Source organism: Streptomyces sp. NPDC048659, assembly GCF_040650575.1.
Classification (GTDB): Bacteria; Actinomycetota; Actinomycetes; order Streptomycetales; family Streptomycetaceae; genus Streptomyces.
Genome location: NZ_JBEZHM010000019.1, coordinates 45907 through 64317, shown reverse-complemented (window position 1 = coordinate 64317; position 18411 = coordinate 45907). Strand labels below are relative to the sequence as shown.

Genomic DNA, 18411 nt, shown 5'->3' with positions numbered 1-18411 from the left:
GTGGCCGAGCACCGGACGATGCAGCGCGGCGCCCTGCTGGACGCCGCGCGCTCCCTGCTGTCCGAAGGCGGGACGGACGCGCTGACCTTCCCCGCCCTCGCCGAGCGCACGGGCCTGGCCCGTTCCTCGGTCTACGAGTACTTCCGCTCCCGCGCCGCCGTGGTCGAGGAGCTGTGCGCGGTCGACTTCCCGGTCTGGGCCGCCGAGGTCGAGGCCGCCATGGCCGGTGCCGAGACCGCCGAGGGCAAGGTCGAGGCGTACGTCCGCAGCCAGCTCGACCTGGTCGGCGACCGGCGGCACCGCGCGGTGGTCGCGATCTCCGCGAGCGAGCTGGACGACGGCGCCCGCGAGAAGATCCGCGCCGCGCACGGCGGCCTCGTCACCATGATCGTCGACGCCCTGACCGCCCTGGGCCGCCCGCAGCCCCGGCTGGAGGCGATGCTCCTCCAGGGCGTGGTGGACGCGGCGGTCCGCCGGATCGAGCTCGGCGCGGCCGAGGACCCGGCCGTCATCGCCGAGGCCGCGGTCTCCATGGCGCTGGGCGGCGTCCGGGGCGTCTGAGCCCCCGGACCCGGCACCGGCACCGGCAGCAGCCGGGACGGCCCGCCGCGCAGCAGGCGCAGCGGGTCCAGGTAGGCCGTGCCGCGCAGCAGCCCCCAGTGCAGACACGGGCGCGCGCAGTGCCCGCCGGGCGCGACCCGGGCCACCACCTCGCCCGCCCGCACCGCCGCACCCGCCCGGACCAGCGGCTCCACCGGCCCGAAGGTCGTGCGCAGCGGTGGCGCGCCCGTCCCCGTCCCCGTCCCCTTCAGGGTGATCGTGAGGACGCCCCGGCCGCCGACCGGGCCCGCGAAGGCGACCGTGCCCGCCGCGGGCGCCCGCACCGGGGCGCCCGGCGGGGCCGCCAGATCGACGCCGCGGTGCCCCGCCGCGTACGGCCCGGGCGGCGGCTCGAAGCCGCGCAGCACCTCGGGGCGGGGCGGCCCGACCGGCCAGACCGCCGTGAGCAGGGACAGCAGGGGCAGCAGGAGAAGCGTGACGTGGCGCATGGCGGCAGGCTGCCCGCCGCGGCCCCGCCGTGACGGGCCCCGGCCCGATCTGTGGACAACCGGCCGGTTGTGGACAGGCCCGTCACCCGACGCCTCCGGGGTCCCGTACACTTTCTGTGGCGACCCGGGTCACCGGGTCGACTTCGCACGCCCCGCCATCGGTCCTCGTGACGGATGGCAGCGCCTTTCGGTCCCTCGTGGCACGGCGCGTCCGGGCGTCAGGAAAACAACCGAGAAACCACAAGGAGATGGCCATGGCCGTCGTCACGATGCGGGAGCTGCTGGAGAGCGGCGTCCACTTCGGTCACCAGACCCGTCGCTGGAACCCGAAGATGAAGCGCTTCATCTTCACCGAGCGCAACGGCATCTACATCATCGACCTGCTCCAGTCGCTGTCGTACATCGACCGCGCCTTCGAGTTCGTCAAGGAGACCGTCGCGCACGGCGGCTCCATCATGTTCGTCGGTACGAAGAAGCAGGCCCAGGAGGCCATCGCCGAGCAGGCGACGCGCGTCGGCATGCCGTACGTCAACCAGCGCTGGCTGGGCGGCATGCTCACCAACTTCTCGACCGTCTACAAGCGTCTGCAGCGCCTCAAGGAGCTTGAGCAGATCGACTTCGAGGACGTCGCCGCCTCGGGTCTCACCAAGAAGGAGCTCCTGGTCCTCTCCCGCGAGAAGGCCAAGCTGGAGAAGACCCTCGGTGGTATCCGCGAGATGTCCAAGGTGCCCAGCGCCGTCTGGATCGTGGACACCAAGAAGGAGCACATCGCCGTCGGCGAGGCGCGCAAGCTCAAGATCCCGGTCGTCGCGATCCTCGACACCAACTGCGACCCCGACGAGGTCGACTACAAGATCCCGGGCAACGACGACGCGATCCGCTCCGTCACCCTGCTCACCCGCGTGATCGCCGACGCCGTCGCCGAGGGCCTCATCGCCCGCTCCGGCGCCGCGACCGGCGACTCGAAGCCGGGCGAGAAGGCCGCCGGCGAGCCCCTCGCCGAGTGGGAGCGCGACCTGCTCCAGGGTGAGAAGAAGGCCGACGACGCCGAGGTCCAGACCTCCGCCGAGACCGAGAAGGTCGCGGACGCCGAGGCTGCCGACGCCACCGCCGAGGTCGTCGCCGAGGCCGTCGAGGCCGAGGCTCCGGCCGAGCAGGGCTGACCCTTCAGGACCCTGAGGACCTTCGGGTGACGACGGCGGGGGCCCACGAAGCCCCCGCCGTCCACCCGTGGACCCGCCCGATCTTTCAGACTTCGAGAGAGAAACAGACTCATGGCGAACTACACCGCCGCTGACGTCAAGAAGCTCCGCGAGCTCACCGGCGCCGGCATGATGGACTGCAAGAAGGCCCTGGACGAGGCCGACGGCGACGTCGACAAGGCCGTCGAGGCGCTCCGTATCAAGGGCCAGAAGGGCGTCGCCAAGCGCGAGGGCCGCTCTGCCGAGAACGGCGCCGTGGTCTCCCTCATCGCCGACGACCACACCTCGGGCACCCTCGTCGAGCTGAAGTGCGAGACGGACTTCGTCGCCAAGGGTGACAAGTTCCAGGCCGTCGCCGCCGAGCTCGCCAAGCACGTCGCCGCCACCGCCCCGGCGGACCTCGACGCCCTGCTCGCCTCCGAGATCGAGGCCGGCAAGACCGTCCAGGCGTACGTCGACGAGGCCAACGCCAACCTCGGCGAGAAGATCGTCCTCGACCGCTTCGCGCAGTACGCGGACGGCTTCGTCTACGCGTACATGCACCGCACGATGCCCGACCTGCCCCCGCAGATCGGTGTCCTCGTCGAGTTCGACAAGGCCGACGCCGAGGTCGCCAAGGGTGTCGCGCAGCACATCGCCGCGTTCGCCCCGAAGTACCTCACCAAGGAAGACGTGCCGGCCGAGGTCGTCGAGACCGAGCGTCGCGTCGCCGAGGAGACCACCCGCGCCGAGGGCAAGCCCGAGGCCGCGATCGCCAAGATCGTCGAGGGTCGCGTCAACGGCTTCTTCAAGGACGCCACGCTGCTCGGCCAGCCGTACGCCCTGGACAACAAGAAGTCCGTCCAGAAGGTCCTGGACGAGGCCGGTGTCACCCTGAAGCGCTTCACCCGCATCAAGGTCGGCATCTGAGTCCGTCAGCAACGGACACCGGACCCCGGTAGGGTCTGAGGCAGCCGCCCGCGTTCGCGCGGGACGGCCGCAGATCTGACGAGGAGGCCATTGCCGTACGGGAAGCCGCAAGGACCCCAGGCAATGGCCTTCTTCGTATGTGCACGAGGAGACCTCCATGAATCAGGGCGCCGCACAGGGCGACGACAACATCGGCAAGAAGACCGGCCGCTACATGCTGAAGCTGTCCGGGGAAGCCTTCTCCGGCGGCACCGGGCTGGGGGTCGACCCGGACGTCGTGCACGCCATCGCGCGTGAGATCGCCGCCGTGGTCCGCGACGGCGCGGAGATCGCCATCGTCATCGGCGGTGGCAACTTCTTCCGCGGCGCCGAGCTCCAGCAGCGCGGCATGGACCGGGCCCGTTCGGACTACATGGGCATGCTCGGCACCGTGATGAACTGCCTCGCCCTCCAGGACTTCCTGGAGAAGGAGGGCATCGACTCCCGCGTGCAGACCGCCATCACCATGGGTCAGGTCGCGGAGCCGTACATCCCGCTGCGCGCCGTGCGCCACCTGGAGAAGGGCCGCGTGGTCATCTTCGGCGCCGGCATGGGCATGCCGTACTTCTCCACCGACACCACCGCCGCGCAGCGCGCGCTGGAGATCGACGCCGAGGCCCTGCTCATGGGCAAGAACGGTGTCGACGGGGTCTACGACTCCGACCCGAAGACCAACCCCGACGCGGTCAAGTTCGACGCGCTGGAGTACGGCGAGGTGCTCTCCCGCGACCTCAAGGTCGCCGATGCCACCGCCATCACGCTGTGCCGGGACAACAACCTCCCGATCCTCGTCTTCGAACTGCTCGCCGAGGGCAATATCGCGCGCGCGGTGAAGGGTGAGAAGATCGGCACTCTCGTGAGCGACCAGGGCACCCGGGCCTGACCCGAACCGGGAACCGCCCCGCGAGGGGATGGACAGAGCCCTGCCGGTCGTACAGCCGTGCAGGACACAACGCGACGACACGCAGGAGCAAGTGGTGATCGAAGAGACCCTCCTCGAGGCCGAGGAGAAGATGGAGAAGGCCGTCGTGGTCGCCAAGGAGGACTTCGCCGCGATCCGCACCGGCCGTGCGCACCCGGCGATGTTCAACAAGATCGTGGCGGACTACTACGGTGCCATCACCCCGATCAATCAGCTGGCGTCGTTCTCGGTGCCGGAGCCGCGCATGGCCGTGGTGACCCCGTTCGACAAGAGCGCGCTGCGCAACATCGAGCAGGCCATCCGCGACTCGGACCTGGGCGTCAACCCCAGCAACGACGGCAACATCATCCGTGTGACGTTCCCGGAGCTGACCGAGGAGCGCCGCCGCGAGTACATCAAGGTCGCCCGCGGCAAGGCCGAGGACTCCAAGGTCTCCATCCGCGCCGTGCGCCGCAAGGCCAAGGACGCCCTCGACAAGCTCGTCAAGGACAAGGAGGCCGGCGAGGACGACGTGCGCCGCGCCGAGAAGGAGCTCGACGACCTCACCGCGAAGTACGTCGCGCAGGTGGACGAGCTCCTGAAGCACAAGGAAGCCGAGCTCCTCGAGGTCTGATGAACGACTCTTCCTGGGGGGCCCCGGCCGGAACCGGCTTCGGGGGACCCGACCAGGGGCCTGCCCCGGCGGGTCCCGCCTACGAAGGGCAGTGGGCGGCGCAGACTCGGCCCATGCCCATCGTGTCCGACGACGTTCCCGCCGACGGCAACCAGGACGATCACGACCGGGGGGCCGCCCAGCAGGGCGGTCCCCCGTTCCGTGACGTGACGCCGCACGAGCACCCGCAGGAGCCCATGTCCAGCCCGTCCCAGCCCGCGTCCGCGCCCTCGCCCCGGCAGCAGCCGCGGCAGAAGAAGAGCGCGGGCCGAGACCTGGGCGCTGCCATAGGGGTCGGGGTCGGGCTCGGCGTCGTCATCATCGCGTCGCTGTTCATCTGGAAGCCCGCGTTCGTCGGCGTGATAGCGGTCGCCGTGGTCGTCGGCCTGTGGGAGCTCACCTCCCGCCTGCAGGAGCGCAAGGCCATCAAGGCCCCGCTGGTCCCGCTCGCGGTCGGCGGCGCCGCCATGGTCGTCGCCGGGTACGTGCGCGGGGCGGAGGGCGCCTGGGTCGCGATGGCCCTGACCGCGCTCGCCGTGCTCGTCTGGCGGATGACCGAGCCGCCCGAGGGCTATCTCAAGGACGTCACCGCGGGGGTCTTCGCCGCGTTCTACGTGCCGTTCCTCGCGACCTTCGTGGCGATGCTGCTGACCGCCGACGACGGCCCGTGGCGGGTGCTGACCTTCCTGATCCTCACGGTGGTCAGCGACACCGGCGCGTACGCCGTGGGCTGGCGCTTCGGCAAGCACAAGCTGGCCCCGCGGATCAGCCCCGGGAAGACCCGCGAGGGACTCTTCGGCGCGGTCGCCTTCGCCATGGCGGCCGGCGCGCTGTGCATGGAGTTCCTGATCGACGGCGGCACCTGGTGGCAGGGCCTGCTGCTCGGCCTCGCGGTCGCGGCCAGCGCCACCCTGGGCGACCTGGGCGAGTCGATGATCAAGCGCGATCTCGGCATCAAGGACATGGGCACACTGCTGCCCGGGCACGGCGGCATCATGGACCGGCTGGACTCCCTGCTGCCGACGGCGCCGGTGGTCTGGCTGCTGCTCGTGGTCTTCGTGGGCAGCGGCTGAGCCCCGCCGTCCGCCCGTGAGGGCCCGTCGTCCCTGTGGGGGCGGCGGGCCCTTCGCCGTTGCGCCGGGCGGGGGACCTCTGCGCGGGGCGCAGGGACCGGACGGGCCGGGCGGGAAGGCTCCGCCCATGACACCGAAGGCCCGCTCGGCCGGGAAGCCCCCGGGGTCCCTGACCGTCCTGCTGACCCTCGCCTCGGGACAGTTCCTGATGGCGCTCGACAGCTCCGTCATGAACGTGTCCATCGCGACCGTGGCCGCGGACGTCGGCACCACCGTGACCGGCATCCAGGGCGCCATCACCGCGTACACCCTGGTGATGGCGATGTTCATGATCCCCGGCGGCAAGATCGGGGCGCTCATCGGCCGCAAGCGCGCCTTCATGATCGGCTGCTGTGTCTACGGCGCCGGCTCGCTCACCACCGCCCTCGCCCCCAGCCTCACGGTGCTGCTGATCGGCTGGTCCTTCCTGGAGGGCGTCGGCGCCGCGCTGATCATGCCCGCGATCGTCGCCCTGGTGGCCGGGAACTTCCCCACCGGGCGGCGCCCCTTCGCGTACGGAGTCGTCGCCGCGGCCGGAGCCGTCGCCATCGCCCTCGGCCCGCTCATCGGCGGCGTCGCCACCACCTACTTCTCCTGGCGCTGGGTCTTCGCCGGGGAGGTCCTGCTGGTCCTCGTCATCCTCGCGTGCGCCCGCTCCATCGCCGACGCCGCCGCCGAGGAGCGCACGCGGCTCGACCTGGTCGGCGCGGTGCTCTCCGCCGCCGGTCTCGGGATCTTCGTGTACGGCGTGCTGCGCTCCGACGAGTGGGGCTGGGTGCAGCCCAAGCCCGACGCGCCCTCCTGGCTCGGGGTGTCCCTGGTGGTGTGGACGACGCTCGCCGGACTGCTGCTGATCTGGCTCTTCCTGCGCTGGGAGGCGCGCCTGGTCGGGCGCGGCCGGGACCCGCTCGTCCACCCGGACCTGCTGCGCAACCGGCAGCTCACCGGCGGCCTGATCATGTTCTTCTTCCAGTACCTCGTCCAGATGGGCGTCTTCTTCGTCGTCCCGCTCTACCTCTCCGTCGCCCTCGGCCTGTCCGCGCTGGCCACCGGCGCCCGGATCCTGCCGCTGTCGCTGACCCTGCTGGCCGCCGCCCTGCTGATCCCGCGCTTCCTGCCCGAGGTCTCGCCGCGCCGGGTCGTGCGCCTCGGGGTGCTCGCGCTGCTCGCCGGGGCCGTCGTCCTGATGGCGGCGCTGGACGCCGACGCGGGCGCGGAGATCGTCACGATCCCGCTGCTGCTCATCGGCCTCGGCATGGGCGCGCTCGCCTCCCAGCTCGGCGCGGTCACCGTCTCCGCCGTCCCGGACCGGCGGAGCGCCGAGGTCGGCGGCATCCAGAACGCCGTCACCAACCTGGGCGCCTCGCTCGGCACCGCCCTCGCCGGCTCGCTCATGATCGCCGCGCTGACCTCCTCGTTCCTGACCGCCGTCGAGCGGAACCCGGCCGTGCCCAGCGAGGTCAAGAGCACCGCCTCGGTCGAGCTGGCGAGCGGCGTCCCGTTCCTCTCCGACACCCAGCTCACCGCCGCCCTCGACCGGGCCGGGACCAGCCCGGAGGTGACCGACGCGGCCCTGGAGGCCAACGCCGCCGCCCGCCTCGACGGCCTGCGCGCCGCCCTCGCGATCCTGGCCGGCGCCTCGGTCCTGGCCCTCTTCTTCACCTCCCGGGTGCCGAGGACCCAGCCGGGGGCCCCGGTCCCCTGACCCCGGAGGGCCCGGGGGGAACGGGCGCACCGGCCCGCGTCTGCGACACTGGTAGGACCATGCCCAAGCCCGGAGAACTCACCGGGAGCGGGTGCGAAAAGGGCCTCTGACCAGCACTTTGTGTGTTACTCAGAGGCCCTTTTCAGGTCACTGGGCCGTCTCTGGGCCGTCCAGAGTGCGGGGGCCGGGCAAGAACACCCTGTCCACGACCTTCCGGGCCCGCTCCGACGTCGACGGCATGAGGTGCGCGTACACCCGCAAGGTCAGCGCGGGGTCCGAGTGCCCCAGGAGCTCGCAGACGACCTTGATGCTCTCACCGGCATCCAGCAGGACGGAGGCGAGGAAGTGCCGGAGCGCGTGCATCCCGTGCTCGCGCGCGGAGGCGTACGGCTTGCCCTTCTCCGGCACCGGGATGACGCCGGCCGCCGCGAGCGCGGGCTTCCACTCCTGGATGTTGAAGTTGCTCCGCCAGATCACCCCGCCCGCCGTGTTGGTGAAGAGCAGGCGCACGGTGACGAGTGGCCCGTCCGGCGTACGCCAGGGGAGAGTCACCTCCACGGGCGGGTACTCCTCCGAGTGCCGACGCAGGGATGCGGCGACGTACGGGGACATGGGTACGTCCCGCTCCTTGTTGCCTTTCGGTGGGGCGAACACGGCCTTGCCGCGGATGAACCGCACCTGCCTGATGACATGGATGACTTCGGCGTTGTAGTCCACGGCGTCCTCGCCGAGGCCGAAGATCTCGCCCTGCCGCAGCCCGCATCCCGCCCCGGTGTCGCAGGTCGCGCGGTACCGGCCGGAGAGTCCTTGGCGGACGGCGAGGACGCGCTCGGGAGTCCAGGGGACGACCCGACGCGGCTCGGGCGACGGGGGCCGGACCGTCCGTGCCGCGCAGGGGTTGCGGGCCAGCAGCCCGTCGTCCACGGCGGCGGAGAGGACGGCCCGGACATCGCTGTAGATGTTCCGCGCGTACGAGGCGCCGATGGGGCTCGCCTCCAGGACGGCGAGGAGCTCCCGGATGTGCTGCGGCCGGAAGGAGTCCAGCGGCCGGGAGCCGAGGACGGGGAGCGCGTGGAGCCGAAGTCGACGCTCGATCTCGATCTGGCTCGACAGCTCTGAGGTCAGCCCCTGGAGCCACCTGTCGGTGTAGCTCTTGAAGGTGGTCCGCCCGGCGCGCGGGTCGACGTAGGTGCCCCGGGCCATGTCCGCCGCGATCTCTGCGATCCACCGCTCGGCGAGGCGCTTCTGCTTGTCGGGGAAGCTCTTGGACTTCTCGGTGCCGTCGGGGCCGATGTAGCGGGCCCGGTAGCGGAGGCCCGTGCCGTAGCGGTCGGTCTTGACTCTGACGGACTTGCCGTCGGGGCCGGTCTCGGCCTTGTACCAGCGGTCTTGGATGTGGCCAGCCATTGGGCTGAGGTCCTTTCGCTGCATGAGAAGGCCCGTGGCGCTCCGGGGGAAGCGCCACGGGCCGGGTGATTCGGGTCAGGCGACGATGTCGAGGCTGCTCTGTCTGGTGACCCAGTCGCGGACTGCGGCGGGGTCGTATCGGACGTGGCGGCCCACGCGGAATCCGGGCGGGCCGGTGCGCTGCTTGCGCCAGTGGTAGACGGTCTCGATCGGTACGGAGAACATCGCGGCGATGTCCTCGGGGGTGAGGTAGCGGTCCGGGAGTCCGGCCCGCAGCGTGGTGATGGCGGATGCCACGCTCGCTCTCCTCTCAGCGGGGCCTTCCCGGCCCCCTCCTGGAAAGTCCGCTACATGCGCTTCGCCGCTACATCGCAGGTCAGCGGCGTGGTGGGTGTAGCGGGAGGGTGGGATGTAGCGGCTACGGCAGGTTCCGGGCCCGTCCGGGTGTGGTGGGGCGGGGCTGGTGTGACGTGTGTGCGTAGCCGCTACATCGGGGGTGCCCCGCTACGCGGGAAGGGGCTGTGAGCTGGGATGTAGCGGCTGGAGCGCTTGTAGCGGCTGCTGGGAGGGGGGCGGGCAGTAGCGCTGCCAGGCGTCGTGGAGGTCGGTGGCGTAGTAGCCCTTCAGGATCCCGCCGGACGTGCGGATGTTGCGGGAGCCGATGGGCTCGTTGTCGCCGGTCATGTACTCGCTGAGCATCCGGGACAACCTTCGGTTGTCGAGGGGCTTGCCCTGGAGGTCGGCCCAGGGGGCGTCGTCGAGGGAGTTGAGGCGGTCCAGGACGGCGATGGTGGGGAGCCGGTCGACGCCGATCATGACGTGGTCGCGCAGGTCGGTCAGGAGCCGGATGCCGAGGGACCCCTTGTCGTCGGCCTGGGACGCCTTGACGAGTTCCAGGCACGCGGTGCGGGCGCGCTTGGGCCAGTCCCCGCCGGCCGCGTCGGCGACGGCGAGCAGCGGTTCCCACACGTCGGCGGGGCGGTCGGTGACTCCTTCGGGGAGCTCGGGCCAGGCGTCGCGGACCTGCTCGCTGACCTGCTCGGCCCATGCGGCGAGCTGGTCGCGGAGCTGGTGGCCCTCCTTCTCGTGGAGGCGCTGGCGGTAGGGCTCGACCCGCTCGTTGCGGGCGCGGCGGCGCATCCGGACGATGACGGAGCGGGTGAGGATGGTGTCGGGCAGGGACCCGAGTCCGGCGACCGCGACGGCGGTGTAGGACGGGAATGCCTGCACGGTCTGGTTGCCGCCGTCGCCGATGCACCGGTAGGTGACTCCGGAGCGGCGGTGCCCGGCGTTGAGGAAGCCGCGGAGTTCCTCGTTGTCCCCGGCCTTGGGGCCGAAGACGGTGTCGATCTCGTCGAAGAGGATCGTGGGCCGTCCCTCGCCGCTGGACACGGCGCGGAACAGGGCGGCGGCGGACGCGTTGACGGCGACCATCGGCTTGGGGACCAGGGTCTCCACGATCTCCAGCGCCCGGGACTTGCCGGAGCCGGGCTCGGGGGAGAGGAAGGCCAGTCGGGGGGTGGAGTCGAAGGAGTCCAGGAGGTGGGCGTGGGCGTCCCACAGCACCACGGCCACGTACGCGGCTTCCCTCGGGAACACGTTGAAGCGGCGGTGGAACTTCTCCACCTGGTCGAGCAGGGCGGCCCCGTCGATGGGCTCGGACATGCTGCTTTCCCTCCGGGCGGGGGCGCTGGGGGTGGTGCTTTTCAGGTGGGGGGAGTTGGGGCCGGTCATGCGGCGGCCTGCCGGGGGCGGGCGGTGCGGATGGACCAGTCCAGGGCGCTGCGGATGGTCGCGCGGCACTCGGCCGGCGGGAGTCCCGCCGCCTCCCCCGCTCCCTGAAAAGCGTCCTCGACCACGTGCCGGGGGAGGTCTCCCCACGCGACGAACCGCCCCAACGCCCTAACAGACGAGAGGAGTTGTGTGTTGCGTCCGCCCTCGGGCGAGCTCTGCACGGCGGTGGTCTCGCGTTCCAGGGCGACGGTGGCGACGCGCGGTCCGTTCACGGCCCATGTGGCCGGCGCGGCCTGGACGGGCTCGGGGCGGGCGGTGAGGGCATCCAGCAGCCATCCGGGCAGCGGGGCCGGGGGGCGGCTGTCGAGGAGGGTGTAGGTGCCGTCGGGGGTGGTGCTGCCGGGGGCGACGACGTACCCGCCCCAGCCCCGGGTGTCGATGTGAGTGCCGAGGCGCCCGGCGGTGGAGCCGAGGCGGGCGCCGGTGGGCGGGGTGAAGTACAGGTGCTGTCCACCACGGCACGTCCGGACTCGGTGGGTGAGGGGGACGGCCTGCCCGGCGCGCTCGCAGAGCGCTTCGAAGGAAGTCACGCCGTCAGGCGTTCCTTCCTGTTCTCCCTCTTTGACCGTGTCGAGGTCGACGACGAGCAGCCGGCTCGGGCCGGTGGCGATGCCGATGTTGTAGGGGGCGTGGGTCCAGGCGGCGGCGATGAGGTCCGGGTCGGTGGTGGCCCGCTGCTCGGGGGTGCGGTGCCCGGCGGCGCACCGGCCGGTGCCGGGGCAGGTCCGCTCGGGGTGGCCGGCGGGTCGCTTGTCGCGGGGGCGAAGGGGGAAGACGTGCCAGCCGCGCTCGGCCGCCGCGACGGCGTGGGCGAGCAGGTCCAGGCCCGCCAGGTCGATCGTGGGCAGGTCGTTCACGCCGCCACCTCCACCCGGACCTGGGCCATGAGCGCGGTGCCGATCCATTCGGTGTAGGCCGGGGGGATGGCCTCGGTGAGCTCCTCGCGGACGTCGGTCCAGGTGATGCCCATGGCGGCCTGGAGTTCCGCCACGGAGGGCTTGCCGCCGCCGTTGCCGTAGGCGGCGACGTACGGCCCGTCGAAGAAGGCGCCGTGCCTCCAGCCGCGCACCCGGCCCCGGTGGGGCTTGTGGGCGGGCTGGGCGGTCGTCCAGCGGCCGAGCTCGAAGTTGCGGTGGCGGATCACGCCGAGGCCGAACTGTTCGCCGCACAGGGTGAGGTCTTTGCGGATCTGGGCGCGGCCGTTGGGCTGCTCGATGACGTACGGCAGGCCGGACGCCTCCAGCAGGACGCGGGTCGGCGCGACCAGGTCCATGTGGGTGCCGCCCCAGCCCATGGCCTGGTTGGTGCCGACGGTCAGGGAGCATCCGGCCTGGCACGGCGGGGAGGAGTGCGCGGCCGAGAACTGGGCGATCTCGCCGGTGGCGATGAGGTCGGCGAGGAAGGCGAGGGCGTCGGCCTGGACGAAGGTGAAGGGGTAGTTCGGGCGCGGGGCGATGTCGACGCCGATGACGTCGAACCCGGCCCGGTGGTAGCCGGTGGCGGCGCCGCCGGCGCAGCAGAACAGGTCCAGGAGTAAGGGCCGGTGGCCATCTCGCCGGATGAAAGTCGAATGGGTCATGCTGGGTGCTCCAGTTCTGGCTGGAGCCGGGGCGACCGCATCCCTTTTGCCGAGACGACGCGGTCGCCCCGGCGTGTATGCGGGGGCTAGTGGGTGGCGGGCGTGACGCGGATGACGACGACGGTGGCGTCGTCGCGGTAGCCGTCGGAGTCGGGGCGGGCGGCGGCGGTGATGGCGTCGGCGAGGGCCTGCGGCTCGCCCGCGTGCTCCCGGACCAGCCGCTTCATCACGTCGTGGGTGGTCTGGGTGTGGGCGCCGTCGGACGTGAGGATCACCAGGCCGTCGGTGATGAACGCGAGCGGGACGGTGGCGATGGAGCAGCGGCCGAGGGCGGCGCGGGCGAGGTCGTCCAGGACGAGCGCGGCGGCCTCGGTGGTGACGGTCTCGTCGGGGCGGTCGTCGCGGTGGAGGGTGACGGCGGTGCCGCCCCAGTTCCGCAGCCACGTGCCCATGGTCTGGTCGGTGGACCGCTGGACGAGTTCGGTGCCGGTCCATCCGTAGATCCGGGCGTCACCGGTCCACGCGATCTGCGTGATGCCGGACTCGGCGCTGGAGACGGCGACGACGGCGACCCCGTCTTCCACGCGGGCGCCGGGCGGGGCGGCGGCCATCTCGGCGGCGGCCAGGATGCCGAGCAAGGGACCCTTGCGGGCACCGACGCGGGCGGCGACCTGAGCGGCGACGTAGGAGAACTCGACGGCGGCGGCGGTGTTGCCGATGCCATCGACGAGGGCGGCGGCCACCATCGGCGTCCCCGGCAGGCGGTGGACGACGGCGGAGTCGGCGTTGCGGGGGCGGGTGCCGCGCCGGGTGGCGACGGCGGTGGTCACAGACATGCGGATCTCCTGTCGGGCAGGGGCTAGAAGGGCGGTTCGTCGCTGTAGCCGCCGGACGGGGCGCGGCGCGGGAGCGGGAGGAGGGTCCAGGAGCGGGTCTCGTCCCAGCACAGGCAGGGCTCCCATTCGGTGCCGGCGTACTCGCCGGTGTCGTAGTCGCCGTAGTCGTACGAGCGCCCGCCCGCGCCGTGGCAGTCGGGGCAGTCGGGCCGGGGCGTGTCGGTGAGGGCGAGCGTGCGGCGGGTCCAGCCGGTCACACGGAGGCGCAGTCGGGGCATGGTGGTCCTTTGGGTCAGTGGCCGGTGAGGTTGTGGAGGCGGGAGCGGAGGATCGGCCGGGCGATGTGGCGGTGGGTGATCCGGACGTCGTCCTCGGTCAGCCGCAGATCCGCGGCGAGGTGTTCGGCGATGGCGACGGAGCGGTGGCGGCCGCCGTAGCAGTGGACGTGGACGTGGATGACGCGGTAGCCGGTGGCGATGCGGTGCTCGATCCGGCGCAGCGCGGTCGCGATGAGCTTGTCGGCGCCGGGGGTGGCGAGGACGTAGGCGGCGACGTCGGGGTGCAGGCCGGTGAGCTGGGTGAGGGTGGCCCGGACGGCGGGGTCGTCGGGCGGGTTGTGCAGGGTGGTGGTGTCGATGACGACCGGGGAGTAGGCGGCGGGCTTGTCGTGGTGGCCGGTGCCGTACGAGACGATCCGAATGCTGCTCAACTGGGCTCTTCTCAGCGGTTGTTGATGGTTCCGGACGCGCGGCCGAACAGTCCGGTCGCGGTGATGTTCTGCGTGATGTGCGTCGTCGACTCGCTCCCGCCGGTACCGCCGCCCGTGACGGCGCGGCGGGCGGTGCGGAGCAGGACGGGGACGGCGACGACCGCGGCGACGACGAGGGCGGCGGCGGACCACAGGGCATGGGTCATGGCGATGAGTCCCGGGGCGGCGTAGGAGAGCCCGATCCCGGCGGCGCCGATCCCGCAGCCGACCGTGGGGGCGAGGAGGGCGGTGGTCTTGGCCCATGCGGGGATCGGCTGGGTGGCGGGAAGCGGAATCTGCGCGGGCGCGGTGGGGTGGGTGTAGGCGAGGGTGCGGACGCCGTTGGGGAGGGTGACCCAGTCGACGCCGGGCGGGATCTCGGCGGGGACGATGACCGGCCCGGGGGTGGTGGCCGGCGGGGCGGTCCAGGCGGGCTGGGTGGTGATCTCGTACGGGGTCGGCTCGTACACAAGGTGCCCCTCTCGCGGCCCCGGGCAGCACCCCTCGTGGGGTGCTGCCCGGGTGGCCTGCTTGTCGTGTCGCTTGTCGTCTGGCTTGTCGCCTGCTTGTCGTGTGGCTTGTCGCTTGTCTTGTCTTGTCGCTTGTCGCCTCCCAGGTCAAAGCCCGTTTCGAGGTCACTGGGAGACCGGGAGGACTGTTCCTTGGGGTGGGGGCGACAAGCGGGCCAGGTCAGGTCTCGGCGGGGCCGGTGGGGGCGTGGGTGTGGTGGACGTAGCGGGTCTTGGTGCCGGTGCCGAGGCGGACGGCGGTGCCGTCGTCGGCCCACTCCTTGAGCCAGCCGACGACGGTCTGGCGGGTGGTGCCGTGCCGGTCGGCGAGGGCCCGGGAGATGGCGGAGGCGCCGGTGCCGTCCGGTCCGGCGGCGAGCAGGACGGCGAGCGCGTCCTTGCGGGCGCCGCTGTCCTGCTGCTCGATCCGGAACGCGGACAGGTTCAGCCCGCGCGACGGCTCGCGCTCCTCTGACTCGTCCGCGTCGGGTTCGGCGACGGTGCCGAACTCGGCGTCGATCTGCGCCATGAACTCGGCGGCGAGCGCGTCCTCGTCGCCCGCCGCCGGGGCGGCCTGGGTGGTGTTGCGGAGGGCGGAGAGGTTCAGTCCGCCGGGGCGGGCGGGCCGCTGCTCGGCCTGCGCGACGGGCTGTTCACTGGCGGCGGTTGTGGTGCGCATCCAGGCGGTGCGGGTGGTGTCCCAGCGGCGGGCGTAGTCGGGGCCGGCGGCCTTCGCGGACGGTTCGTCGAGCCGGGGGTGAAGGGCGCTGGTGGCGCGGACGACGTCGGCGATCTGCTTCGGGGTGATCCGCCACGACTTGAACAGGCCCGGCGCGGCTTCGGGGGTGCCGATGAACCCGGCGCCCTTGTACGGGGCCTGCTCCGGCTTCAGCCCCTGTGAGCCCTGGAACACCCGGGAGAGGTCCATGCCCTCGACTTCGCCGCCGGTCAGGACGACGCGGGCTTTGGCTTCGCGGCGGATCATCAGGTTGCCGAGGACGGTGCCGGTGGCGCCGAGGGCGGTGAGGACGTCGCGGATGCCCATGGCGCGCATGAGCCGGATGACCTCCAGGATCTTCGCGGCCAGCTTGCGCATCTTGGGGTCGTTGCTGGCGAGGATCTCCGCGCCCTCGTCGATGACGAGCATGATCTGGGGGATCTGTGCGGAGACGGGCAGCAGGTCGGTGTCGGCCTGGGCCATGAGGTCCTGGTAGACGACCTTGCGGTGCTTGCCCACCCGCAGGGCCGCGTCCAGCATCAGCGTGGCTTCCTCCGGGGTGGAGGCGAGCCAGTCGATCCCGGGCCGGGTCTCGCTGCTCGGGTTGCCGTCGCCGTCGAGGGCGGGGCGGACCCAGGGCAGGCCGGCGGATCCGGCGTTGAGGTCGATGACCCAGGTCAGGATGTCGGTGGCGCGGGCGAAGCCGCCCAGGACGGTGTGGACGAAGTTCGTCTTGCCCGACCCCGTCGGCCCCACCACGAGCGCGCACTGCTCGCGCAGGTAGACGTTGACCTCCCGGCCGTCGGAGCGGACGCCCCAGGGCAGGCCGGTGTGGATGGACAGGGGGCTGTAGTCCGCCGGGTAGGGGATCGCGTCCGCGAGGACGTTGACGGTGGAGACGTCGAGCAGGACGCGGCCCTGGTGGATGCCGGGGGTGGCGGCGACGGTGCAGCCGTGGGGCAGGCGGGCGTCGGCGGAGAGCTTGGCGGAGCCCTTCGCGATCTGGTCGTACGTGGTCGCCCCGGGCAGCTCGGCGTCGATGGTGAAGCCGGTGCCGGTGGGCCACTTCTCGATCGCGAGGACCGTGACGGTGACGCCGCAGACGCGCTGGATCCGCTCGACCCACTCCGCGGCGAGGGTCCGCCGCTCGGCCGACTGCTCGGCGGTGACCTGCCGCTCGGCGTGGGCGATGAGCTCCAGTTCGCGGGCGTCCTCGTAGAGGGAGGTGGAGCGGGCGGTGGTGCCGATGCCGACGCCGAGGACGGCGAGCGACCCGATCGCCGACCAGGTCAGCGGCCCGGTAGTGATGGCCCACGTCGTCCATCCGGCGCCCAGCAGCCAGGAGGAGGCGCGCAGGGCGACGGTGCGGGCGGACAGCCGCTCACGGAGGGTGGAGATGGTGTGCCCGATGGCGCCGGCGGCGCCGACCGCGAGGGCCCAGCTCGGGGGCATGCCGGTGGCGGCGCCGGTGGTGGCCAGGGCGAGGGCGCCGGTGGTGGCGGACAGGGCGCCGGTCACGGGTCCGTGACCGGCACTCCAGTCCCACACCGGCCCCGTGGTGTTGGGGGTGTCGGTGGTGGTCATGATCAGACGTTCCAGCCCTTCTCAGCCTCGATACCGTTGCGGGGCTCCTCGTGACGGGCGATGTCCTGCTCATGGACCTGGCGGAACAGCGGCCCGAGGTCGGCGGAGGAGTCGACCGCGCGCATCAGCGCGCCGTAGATCTCGTCGAACGCGACCGCGATCGGCTTCTCCAGCGGGAACTCGTTGTCGGAGCGCTCGGCCAGGGTCAGGAAGGTGTTCGCGATCGACTGGAGGGCCTCGGGCAGTCCCTCGACCATGGCGAAGATCTCCATGGCCGTCTCGGGGTCGTAGGTGCGGGCCGCGGCCTCCATCTCGGCGGCGGCCTCCTCGAACTTGAAACCGGACACGTTCGTAACCTCCAGCGGGGACGATGAGGGTGCGGCGGGGGTGAGGAAGGTGGGGCGCTCGGCCTTGTCGCCGATCTGCTGCTCCGGCGCCAGGTCGGCGTCGATCGCGGCCTCGGCGGCGGCCAGCCGCTCACGGATCGCGGCGTCGCGGGCGGCGCGCTGCTCTTCGGCGGTGCGCATCAGCCGCCGGTACAGGCGCCGTCCGGGGTACTGGAGCGCCTTGATCCCGAGCTTCCGGCCGAGCGGGGTGGTCAGCAGCCCGATGGCGCCGACGGGCGCCGCGAGGAGCGCGGCGAGCAGGCGGCGGCCCTGCTTACGCGCGGCGGAGCGCCAGAGCTGGCGGCGGGCGTCACGGCGGGCGGCCCGCTTCAGGAGCTTGGCCTGCTTCGCGGTCAGCGCCGCCTGAACCCTGCCCCGGGCCCCCTCGACCGCCCGCGCGGTGGACCGGTCACGGAGGTTGCGGGCCCGCTTCACCGCAGCATCCCGCACCCCCCGGGCGCGTCCCCCGAGCGGCGAACGACGCTTCTTGGGGCCGGAGTTGGGCTTACCGCTGTGTTTGCCGGTGCCGGTGCCGGTGCCGGTGGAGGGGCGGTGGGTGGGGGTGTTGCGGCGGGTATCGGCGACGTTCCGCCGGTCCTTGACCGCACCGGCCCGCTGCTGGGCACGGGTCTGGCCGGCGGCGGTCGAGCGGGCGTCCTGCCGCAGCGCCTTGACCTGCCCCATCCGCCCCGGCGACTTCGGCGAACGGCCCGAGGCGGACGACCCGCCGGTGCCGGAGCTGGAGCCGGTGCGGCCCGCAGGCGTCCGCGACGCCCCCGAACTGCTCCGGCCGCCACCCGCCCGATGGGCCCCGGTGCCGGTGTTGCGGTTGCCGGTGCCCCGGCTGCTGCTGCCGCTGCTGTGCGGCTGCCGGGGGGTGGGGACCTTCTTCGCGGCGCGGGTGGTGGTCTTGGCGGTGCGGCTGCGGGCAGCGCGGCGGGCCAGGACGGCGCCGCCGATGAGCACGGCCCCGGCCGCCGCGACGGCGGCCCCGGCCGGACCGGCGGCGAGCGCGGCGGCGGCGACGCCGCTGATCGTGCCGTTGGCACCGGTGGTGGCCAGCGGCACCACCGGCCACCCGCCCGGCGTGTGCTCGACCTTCGGGGCGTCCTTGACCGGCTGCTCGGCGGCCGGAGCCGCAGGCGCCGGGAGCGGGGTGTTCGGCGGGGGCGGAGCCGGGGCGGTGATGCCCACTACCGGCTCGGTGCTGATGTCCGTCATCCTTGCTACCTCCCTTAGGGAGAACAGGGGGCCCAGCCG

General features: G+C 72.4%; 18 protein-coding genes and 1 pseudogene. 7 read left to right on the top strand and 12 right to left on the bottom strand.

Annotated elements, in window-relative coordinates; all coding sequences use genetic code 11:
* A complete protein-coding gene (locus tag AB0C99_RS17185; RefSeq protein WP_362475719.1) occupies window positions 1-561 on the top strand; it encodes a helix-turn-helix domain-containing protein in 561 nt (186 codons plus the stop codon).
* A gap of 122 nt (window positions 562-683) precedes the next feature.
* On the opposite strand, the pseudogene AB0C99_RS17180 reads toward AB0C99_RS17185, so the two are convergent.
* Window positions 684-1049 (bottom strand): annotated as a pseudogene (locus AB0C99_RS17180) (M23 family metallopeptidase); the annotation flags it as partial.
* A gap of 254 nt (window positions 1050-1303) precedes the next feature.
* Between AB0C99_RS17180 and rpsB the strand changes: the two are divergent.
* The 6 genes from rpsB (at window position 1304) to AB0C99_RS17150 (ending at window position 7590) form a co-directional block, all read left to right on the top strand.
* A complete protein-coding gene (gene rpsB, locus AB0C99_RS17175; RefSeq protein WP_362475622.1) occupies window positions 1304-2212 on the top strand; it encodes a 30S ribosomal protein S2 in 909 nt (302 codons plus the stop codon).
* Window positions 2213-2323: 111 nt separating this feature from the next.
* The gene (gene tsf / locus AB0C99_RS17170) at window positions 2324-3160 is read left to right on the top strand and encodes a translation elongation factor Ts (RefSeq protein WP_362475620.1); all 837 of its coding nucleotides are present in this window, start codon (window positions 2324-2326) and stop codon (window positions 3158-3160) included.
* A 157-nt stretch (window positions 3161-3317) separates the two neighbouring features.
* A complete protein-coding gene (pyrH, locus tag AB0C99_RS17165) occupies window positions 3318-4082 on the top strand; it encodes a UMP kinase (protein ID WP_362475618.1) in 765 nt (254 codons plus the stop codon).
* A gap of 94 nt (window positions 4083-4176) precedes the next feature.
* Window positions 4177-4734 carry a ribosome recycling factor gene (gene frr / locus AB0C99_RS17160; RefSeq protein WP_362475616.1) on the top strand — a complete coding sequence of 186 codons (558 nt, stop codon included), beginning with the start codon at window positions 4177-4179 and terminating at the stop codon, window positions 4732-4734.
* Window positions 4734-5846 (top strand): phosphatidate cytidylyltransferase, encoded by a 1113-nt coding sequence (locus AB0C99_RS17155; protein ID WP_362475614.1) that lies wholly within the window; start codon window positions 4734-4736, stop codon window positions 5844-5846. The genes frr and AB0C99_RS17155 overlap by 1 nt, the downstream gene beginning before the upstream one ends.
* Before the next feature lie 127 nt (window positions 5847-5973).
* Window positions 5974-7590, top strand: coding sequence for an MFS transporter (locus tag AB0C99_RS17150; RefSeq protein ID WP_362475612.1), 1617 nt, complete (start codon window positions 5974-5976; stop codon window positions 7588-7590).
* Between the two features lie 147 nt (window positions 7591-7737).
* Here the strand turns inward: AB0C99_RS17150 and AB0C99_RS17145 are convergent, their stop codons facing one another.
* From AB0C99_RS17145 to AB0C99_RS17095, 11 genes are all read right to left on the bottom strand, one after another.
* The gene (locus AB0C99_RS17145) at window positions 7738-8997 is read right to left on the bottom strand and encodes a site-specific integrase (RefSeq protein ID WP_362475610.1); all 1260 of its coding nucleotides are present in this window, start codon (window positions 8995-8997) and stop codon (window positions 7738-7740) included.
* Between the two features lie 75 nt (window positions 8998-9072).
* Window positions 9073-9294 (bottom strand): helix-turn-helix domain-containing protein, encoded by a 222-nt coding sequence (locus tag AB0C99_RS17140; RefSeq protein ID WP_362475608.1) that lies wholly within the window; start codon window positions 9292-9294, stop codon window positions 9073-9075.
* Between the two features lie 207 nt (window positions 9295-9501).
* Window positions 9502-10662 (bottom strand): DUF3631 domain-containing protein, encoded by a 1161-nt coding sequence (locus AB0C99_RS17135; protein ID WP_362475606.1) that lies wholly within the window; start codon window positions 10660-10662, stop codon window positions 9502-9504.
* A gap of 65 nt (window positions 10663-10727) precedes the next feature.
* Window positions 10728-11648 carry a bifunctional DNA primase/polymerase gene (locus AB0C99_RS17130; protein ID WP_362475604.1) on the bottom strand — a complete coding sequence of 307 codons (921 nt, stop codon included), beginning with the start codon at window positions 11646-11648 and terminating at the stop codon, window positions 10728-10730.
* Entirely contained in the window at window positions 11645-12370 is a 726-nt protein-coding gene (locus AB0C99_RS17125; protein WP_362475602.1) for a DNA methylase, read from the bottom strand. The genes AB0C99_RS17130 and AB0C99_RS17125 overlap by 4 nt, the downstream gene beginning before the upstream one ends.
* Window positions 12371-12456: 86 nt before the next feature.
* Window positions 12457-13206 carry a hypothetical protein gene (locus AB0C99_RS17120; RefSeq protein ID WP_362475600.1) on the bottom strand — a complete coding sequence of 250 codons (750 nt, stop codon included), beginning with the start codon at window positions 13204-13206 and terminating at the stop codon, window positions 12457-12459.
* A gap of 23 nt (window positions 13207-13229) precedes the next feature.
* Window positions 13230-13484, bottom strand: a complete 255-nt coding sequence (locus AB0C99_RS17115; protein WP_362475599.1) for a hypothetical protein — start codon at window positions 13482-13484, stop codon at window positions 13230-13232.
* A gap of 14 nt (window positions 13485-13498) precedes the next feature.
* The gene (locus tag AB0C99_RS17110) at window positions 13499-13915 is read right to left on the bottom strand and encodes an RNase adapter RapZ (protein ID WP_362475597.1); all 417 of its coding nucleotides are present in this window, start codon (window positions 13913-13915) and stop codon (window positions 13499-13501) included.
* A gap of 11 nt (window positions 13916-13926) precedes the next feature.
* Window positions 13927-14424: a hypothetical protein gene (locus tag AB0C99_RS17105; RefSeq protein ID WP_362475595.1), complete on the bottom strand. Its 498-nt coding sequence runs from the start codon at window positions 14422-14424 to the stop codon at window positions 13927-13929.
* Between the two features lie 220 nt (window positions 14425-14644).
* Entirely contained in the window at window positions 14645-16765 is a 2121-nt protein-coding gene (locus AB0C99_RS17100; protein ID WP_362475593.1) for a hypothetical protein, read from the bottom strand.
* Window positions 16766-16767: 2 nt separating this feature from the next.
* The gene (locus AB0C99_RS17095; protein ID WP_362475591.1) at window positions 16768-18372 is read right to left on the bottom strand and encodes a hypothetical protein; all 1605 of its coding nucleotides are present in this window, start codon (window positions 18370-18372) and stop codon (window positions 16768-16770) included.
* Window positions 18373-18411 lie beyond the last annotated feature (39 nt).

Excerpts from the sequence above, each read along its gene's own strand:
- AB0C99_RS17125 (WP_362475602.1), bottom strand. The coding sequence starts at position 12,370 with ATGACCCATTCGACTTTCATCCGGCGAGATGGCCACCGGCCCTTACTC.
- AB0C99_RS17135 (WP_362475606.1), bottom strand. The coding sequence starts at position 10,662 with ATGTCCGAGCCCATCGACGGGGCCGCCCTGCTCGACCAGGTGGAGAAG.
- AB0C99_RS17155 (WP_362475614.1), top strand. The coding sequence starts at position 4,734 with ATGAACGACTCTTCCTGGGGGGCCCCGGCCGGAACCGGCTTCGGGGGA.
- AB0C99_RS17145 (WP_362475610.1), bottom strand. The coding sequence starts at position 8,997 with ATGGCTGGCCACATCCAAGACCGCTGGTACAAGGCCGAGACCGGCCCC.
- AB0C99_RS17150 (WP_362475612.1), top strand. The coding sequence starts at position 5,974 with ATGACACCGAAGGCCCGCTCGGCCGGGAAGCCCCCGGGGTCCCTGACC.
- rpsB (WP_362475622.1), top strand. The coding sequence starts at position 1,304 with ATGGCCGTCGTCACGATGCGGGAGCTGCTGGAGAGCGGCGTCCACTTC.
- AB0C99_RS17100 (WP_362475593.1), bottom strand. The coding sequence starts at position 16,765 with ATGACCACCACCGACACCCCCAACACCACGGGGCCGGTGTGGGACTGG.
- AB0C99_RS17115 (WP_362475599.1), bottom strand. The coding sequence starts at position 13,484 with ATGCCCCGACTGCGCCTCCGTGTGACCGGCTGGACCCGCCGCACGCTC.
- AB0C99_RS17120 (WP_362475600.1), bottom strand. The coding sequence starts at position 13,206 with ATGTCTGTGACCACCGCCGTCGCCACCCGGCGCGGCACCCGCCCCCGC.
- AB0C99_RS17095 (WP_362475591.1), bottom strand. The coding sequence starts at position 18,372 with ATGACGGACATCAGCACCGAGCCGGTAGTGGGCATCACCGCCCCGGCT.
- tsf (WP_362475620.1), top strand. The coding sequence starts at position 2,324 with ATGGCGAACTACACCGCCGCTGACGTCAAGAAGCTCCGCGAGCTCACC.
- pyrH (WP_362475618.1), top strand. The coding sequence starts at position 3,318 with ATGAATCAGGGCGCCGCACAGGGCGACGACAACATCGGCAAGAAGACC.